We start from the raw sequence: 3,885 nt of genomic DNA, 5'->3' as shown, positions 1-3,885 counted from the left end.
TCCAGAACAACCCCGTCTACCCGCAACATTACAATTCGTGGTGTGTCTGCCGTCTGTGCGTTGAAAGCACCGGCCACCGTGATTCTGTTTCCGTCGGTTACGACCCGTTCTACGACTGCCCTCCAGCGCGAATCGATTATTTCAAGCCATCCAGAGCCCGAAGGGCGAACCGCAACTGCTCCAGTTTCTGCTGAGAGCAATTCAGCCTGTGTTCCCTCGGGATACGGGAGAGGATAGGTGCCCTTCTCACAAACTAGCTCTAGGCTCCAGACAGTCTCAAATTGCCTCTCCCAGGCTTTCGCTCGCAAGGGCAATTCAGCCGACACACGTGTCTCACTACCGGGTTCCAAGTCTGGCAGCGCCACATTTACTTCGTTCAGCATCGTCAGGTTCACAAACCGGACGTTGGCCGAACGGAGGGGTTCAATGGCGACTACAGTGAACTGGATGCGTCGGCCAACCACATCTAGGTTCGAGATCGAAACAGGCGAGTGGTTTCGCCAGACGACGACTCCATCTCGCCGATCGGCTCTCGCTCCAAGGACGTATCCGTTAGACGGGGAGTGAGGCAGAACGCCGAATGAATTCTCGTTATTCTGTGGCAGCCAAGCGCCAGACCGCTGGACACTTCCTCTTTGATATTCGATGCGGAACGTCAGTTGCTCCCCTGAATCCGATAGCACGGAGGAAACGTCTACTACCGCGCGAATTCCCGACGCAGGATACTCGGCGTAGGCGGTACGCGGAAGGGTCGGGTCGCTCTTATCAAACTCGAACCGCTCTACTGGTACTTCCGCCTCCAGTCCGTCAGAACGAACGGCCAGCAATCGCACCTGCGACTGATCGATGGTGGCCGGCATTTTGTCGATGTAGGCGAATCCCGACAGCGCGAGTCTTCCCGGCTGTAACCATTCAACTCGCTTAAGGCCAGTTCGGAGCGCGCTATCTCCCTCGTACAATGCCTGGACAAACTCCGGAACAGCTTCCTGAGAAACTCCCCATTGTTCGAGGTCGACTCGAAGGGTTCCTTCGGTTTCTACAGTAGGGAGATCTCCTACAAACTGTGCCTGAGCGTTGATAACTCGTTCGCTCTGGGGCTTATCGTCGGACGCAATCAGGGCGCAAAGCACACGTTCCTGGACAGGAACTCGGGTCCAGTCTTCCTCCGAGAGGACATCAAACAGGAAGCGGGTGAATTCTACGAGCATGTTCCAGTACTCGTCGCTCCCGCGGTGACTCAAACGATAGTAAAAGCCGAAATCAAGCGCAGCGGTCTTTTGCTTCCAATAGCTATAGACCTCAGGTGAAGCGTGATCTCGATAGATCTCATGGACTCTGTGCGCCACGGTGATGCGGTCCCTCAGGTCACGGTCAGTGAGCTTGCCCTGCGTAATCGATGTTCCGTCCTCGCGGATTCGCCAGAGATAGGTAGTCTTCTCCAGTAGGTCGAAGCTCTTGCTTCTGGTGTAGGCACGAGCTGTGAGCTCTTGGTCCTCATAGAGGATTCCCTCCGGAAACTCACCCAGCTGTTCGTGGAAGAACGCAGTACGAAAGAGTTTGTTCCAGGCAAACACATCCTTAGTGACCTCGGCAATGTCGTCAAGCTTGGCGGCAAGTTGATCGCGTCCATGAACCCGCGAAGCCCAGTCGTCTTTCCAGGTAGCGCGCGCCCTCCAGCGCTCCACTCCCCCCACCACGAAGTCAGAACCACTCTTGTTGAGAGCCATCACCATTTCTCGGTAAGCGTCTGCTGTTACGACATCGTCGGAGTCGAGAAATGTGATGTACTTGCCGGTGGCTACTCTGATCCCCGTGTTCCGAGCAGCTCCTAAGCCCGCATTCTTCTTTGTGACGAGCTTGAAGCGTCTGTCCTTCTTGGCGAACTCCCGAGCGATCTTCTCGGACCCGTCCGGCGACCCGTCATTGACCATGATCACTTCAATGTCTGGATAGCTCTGTACACGAACGCTCTCCAGGCACTCCCGCAAAAATCGCTCAACATTGTAGATCGGAATGATGACTGACACCCGTCCCATGCCCACGTGGGGTTGCCCCAGCCGAGCCCGCATTGCCAGCACGGCTGGATTCGCGTTCGTCCTTACGCGATCTTGGAGTTTCTCGCCGAGCATTCGGCGAAGGCGGATTCCTGTAGACAACTGTTTTGAAGACATACTGCTGCTACTCTACCTGTCCGTGCTGCCGCTATTCGAAACGCTACTGCGCAGCGTGAGGTTGGTTCAACGCCTCTTCACCAATGCCACCCTCGTCATCTTCACCCTCACTAGACACGCCAGGCCCGACCTCCGCCCCAGGATCCTCCGGGGGCTCAACCGCAGCTTGCTCGTCGCCACGCGCAAGGGGGGATGAAGCTGTTATGGCGACTCGAGCATTTCCAAATTTGTCGACAGTGATAATTCCGCGCTCGAATCGTTGCGTTGTTCCACCGTCAGCTGTCCGTGTCGCTACTGCGATCGGGAATCCGAGCGCTCCACCCGTTCCCTTAGCCCCTTGGTATGCGCTCAGAGCAGGCCCCTGAACCGGATACGCTCCCACGTCGTGCCGCCAGTAAATAGATCCCTTTTGGAAGTGCTGTTCAACGCCACCGGCTGGTGTTGAGTTCTCACCGGAGAGCGGAAAGCCCAGCGCGGCGATGGATCCTGCGTCCCAAAAGGCTTTTCGGACCGCAGCTCTCACAGGGTGCGCTCCTGTGTCAGGATGCCAATACATTGATCCGCTTTGGAACCCTTGACCTGCTCCCCCCGTTGCGTAGCGTGACTCAGTACTCGTGGGGTACAGCAGCGAGCTTTGCGGCCCACCGGCCGCCACATAGGCTGCGCGCATTGCTCCCCTCATTGGGTGAGCGCCAGATGCATGCGTCCAGAACACAGTCGCGAATTCAAACTCCTGCTGCACTCCTCCACTTGGAGCAGAGACCTCACCACGCATCGGGTATCCCAGCACGTCCACACCCCCGGATGTCAGGAGCGCAGACCTCACCGCGCCGCGAACTGGCACTCCTCCGGTAGCGTGCTTCCAGTAAATTGTTCCGCTTTGGAATTCCTGCATAGCGCCGCCGGCGAGCGAACGCTCCCGGCCGATGGGGAAACGCAGTGGGCCGTTGGTTTCGCCCGAAGCTACGTATGCAGTTCGTATCGCGCCACGGACGTGGTAGGCGCCGGTCGCGTGCGACCAGTAGATCGTTCCACCCTGGAACTGCTGCACGACGCCACCGCCCGGGATCTGGTTTTCTGTGGCTCGGGGGAAACCTAACGGCCCGGACCAAGAACCGCTGTCCCAATACTCAGCCCGCACTGCGCCCTTCACGGCTGATGCCCCGGCCGCGTTACTCCAATACATGGATCCGCCTTGGAACCCTTGCCCGAGGCCACCGTTGTTGTAGACAGACGCAGTCCCCGTAGGGGCTCCGAGGAATCCATTCGAGCCTCCGAGAGACTCGTAAAAGGCAACGAGCTCCTGTGCGACGGGAGGGCCGCTGGGCGTCCCAAACCAAGCTCTGTAGTAGTTGTAGAAGTTACGGTTGCCGTAGCTCGAGCAGCCGTCGCCGGTCCCCCAGCCTGCGTTCAACGCTGCCTGGTTTGGACGGTACGGTGTGTAGATGTAGAGCGCAGCTGTAGCCCAGTTCTCAATGCGGACACTCGAAGTTCCGCATGACGCATTGGGGTGCCACTGAATGGTGTTGTTTTGAAATGGCTTGTAGTTGTAGCTGTTTGGAAAGGCCCGGTAGACCTTAAGCTGCCACGCCGCACGGTAGACCTGTTGAAAGAAACCGCCCTGTGTGGGATCACAGTTCGCGGTGCCACCGGGCCCGCTATCCGGACATGCGTAACCCATAGCTTTGTAGTACTGCTCGTTATTCGGCCACGG

At 57.8% G+C, this 3,885-nt stretch carries 2 protein-coding genes; both read right to left on the bottom strand.

From position 1 onward, the window contains the following. A partial coding sequence (locus SD72_RS17205; protein ID WP_232299846.1) for a glycosyltransferase family 2 protein occupies positions 1-2,027 on the bottom strand: 2,027 nt, incomplete at its 3' end. Between the two features lie 187 nt (positions 2,028-2,214). Further along, positions 2,215-3,852 (bottom strand): LGFP repeat-containing protein, encoded by a 1,638-nt coding sequence (locus SD72_RS18750; RefSeq protein WP_084767303.1) that lies wholly within the window; start codon positions 3,850-3,852, stop codon positions 2,215-2,217. Between the last annotated feature and the right edge of the window lie 33 nt (positions 3,853-3,885).

Origin of the sequence: Leucobacter komagatae (genome assembly GCF_000834055.1) — a bacterium.
In the GTDB taxonomy this organism is placed as follows: domain Bacteria; phylum Actinomycetota; class Actinomycetes; order Actinomycetales; family Microbacteriaceae; genus Leucobacter; species Leucobacter komagatae_A.
This window is presented reverse-complemented; position numbering and strand designations above follow the sequence as displayed.

Bases quoted from the DNA above. Each gene is read 5' to 3' on its own strand.
- SD72_RS18750 (WP_084767303.1), bottom strand. From the start codon at position 3,852: ATGGGTTACGCATGTCCGGATAGCGGGCCCGGTGGCACCGCGAACTGT.